General features: G+C 23.9%; 4 protein-coding genes. 3 read left to right on the top strand and 1 reads right to left on the bottom strand.

The window, feature by feature from the left end; all coding sequences use genetic code 11:
* The first annotated feature begins 52 nt into the window (after positions 1-52).
* Complete coding sequence (locus tag CCO88_RS10480; protein ID WP_171831845.1) at positions 53-346, top strand: hypothetical protein; 294 nt, start codon at positions 53-55, stop codon at positions 344-346.
* 42 nt (positions 347-388) lie between these two features.
* Here the strand turns inward: CCO88_RS10480 and CCO88_RS08395 are convergent, their stop codons facing one another.
* The gene (locus CCO88_RS08395) at positions 389-1,327 is read right to left on the bottom strand and encodes a tyrosine-type recombinase/integrase (RefSeq protein ID WP_002840116.1); all 939 of its coding nucleotides are present in this window, start codon (positions 1,325-1,327) and stop codon (positions 389-391) included.
* Positions 1,328-1,556: 229 nt separating this feature from the next.
* Here CCO88_RS08395 and CCO88_RS08390 point away from each other — a divergent pair, with 229 nt between their 5' ends.
* Entirely contained in the window at positions 1,557-1,787 is a 231-nt protein-coding gene (locus CCO88_RS08390) for a hypothetical protein (protein WP_002779694.1), read from the top strand.
* Between the two features lie 12 nt (positions 1,788-1,799).
* Positions 1,800-2,027 carry a WGR domain-containing protein gene (locus tag CCO88_RS08385; RefSeq protein ID WP_002802788.1) on the top strand — a complete coding sequence of 76 codons (228 nt, stop codon included), beginning with the start codon at positions 1,800-1,802 and terminating at the stop codon, positions 2,025-2,027.
* Positions 2,028-2,070: the final 43 nt, after the last annotated feature.

Genomic DNA, 2,070 nt, shown 5'->3' with positions numbered 1-2,070 from the left:
ACTCGGGGGGGGGGTTGAGTTTTTTGAAAATAAAGAAAATAAAGAAAAACTCATAAAAACCCTAATAATACACTTAAATTCTTATTTAGAGGCTGAAAATAATCTACAAAAAATCAAGATTTTAGTCAAGATATATCAAAATTTACAAAAATGTAGCCGAACTCCTGATCTTATTGATATAGAAGAACTTGAATTTAACAAAGAAGACATTTTCGAAGAATTATTTTATGCTTTAGGCGGTTTAGGAGGTATGTATTCCGTAGAAATGATACAATCAAGAATTGCAAATTTCATCAAAATACTTGGCGGAGAACCTAAACTTTTATTAGAAAGATTCACAGCATAGACTTCAAAAAGAAGTCTATGTAAATAATCAATTTTAGAAAAATTAATTATTCAATAACGCAGCTTTTACTGTATCATTTGTTGCTTTGGCATATATAGTAGTAGTATTTAGATTTGCATGTCTTAGAATTTTTTGTATGACCACAAGGTTTGTTCCTTTAGCTGTTAATCTCATGGCTAAAGTGTGTCTAAGCAAATGAAGTCCTTTTTTGCTGATCAAAGCTTTAGCGTAAATATTATTTACAATCAAAAAAGCATTACTTCTATTTAAATGTTTTCCTGTGCTAGTTTGCATTATGTAATCACTATCTTGGATATTTTCTTTAAAATATTCAAGCTCATCATCTACTTCTTCTTTTTTAATCAATGCAAATTGTTCTTTACCGCCCTTGCCTATTATGGATATTTTTAATATTTCATCATCAACCTCTTCAAAATCACAAAGTTTTACATTTAAAGCTTCAGAAATTCTAAGTCCTCCATAAAGCATAAGTTTTATCAGCAAAGAGTTTCTAAAACTATTGTAAACTTCTTTTTTTGCTTTTTCTTTCTCTAAAACATTATTTAGCCTTATAATTTCATTTTCATTAAGATAATTCAATTTTTCTTCTGATTTTTCTGTTCTAAATCTAATTTTCTTCATATCAAAGGAAAAAACAAACAAATCATCATTATTATCGCTTATAAAAGAAAAAAAGCTAGTTAATACTCTCAAATAAGTTATTTTTGTTTTTTTTGATAGTTTATTGCCATTTTTTGAATTATTTTCTAAATAATTAAGAAAATTGACTAAAAAAGTCGTTTTTATATCATTTATTTGCATTTCATCTTGATAATCTAAAGAATATTCTACAAATTCTAGTAAAATACGCCTATAAAGTAAAAAAGTATTATTTGAATAGGATAATGCTTGAATATGTTTCAAATAAGCTTCTATCCAACGCTCTAAATCTTCGCTTATTGTAGTATTTTTAAGTTTCATTTTATTTATATCCTTTTTTTTATAACATAATTATGTATTATGTTATATTTATTTGCTTGTGTTAATACCAAAATATATATTTTAATAGGCTTATTTTGATATAAGATTATGTTATATATTTTAAATTATATCATAAAAATATTTATATTTTTGCATTATTTGTCTATTTATACAATTTTTTATTAATATTATGGTATAATTTATATATTTTAACAAATAAAGGATAAAAATGGAAAAAAATACAATAAATAATGAAAATATTCAAAAAAATGAAATATTAATTCCAAAAAGAGTATTATTTGATGAAAAAACATTAAAAATGATAGAAATGATGATTCCTACTTACAAAGATGAAATTTCTAATACAAATAAAGAAAATGAGAAAATTAATCAAATGATTAAGCTTGCTATAGAAAAAATGTTTAAAAATGATTTTTTGAATAAAATAAATAATTTTTAATTAGGTTTTTTTATGAATAATGTTTTGTTGCACAGAATAACTGAGAAAGGAAACATTCGCTATTATAGCATAGAAATTATTGCCACTCTATTTGAGGAATATATGGTTGAGAGAGTTTACGGAAATGTGCGTTTTAAAAGTTGCACAGGAAGAAAAAATAATGTATTTTCAAGTTTTAATGAGGCACAAATTTTTTTTGAGAGGTTAAAGAAACAAAAAATGAAAAAAGGGTATGCGTAAGTTTTTGCTTAAAAAACAAGAAAAAACATTGATAAAATAGGCT

It is taken from the genome of Campylobacter coli LMG 9860 (genome assembly GCF_000254135.1).
Lineage (GTDB): Bacteria > Campylobacterota > Campylobacteria > Campylobacterales > Campylobacteraceae > Campylobacter_D > Campylobacter_D coli.
The sequence above is the reverse complement of the archived record's forward strand: the minus strand, read 5'-3'. Positions and strand labels throughout refer to the sequence as shown.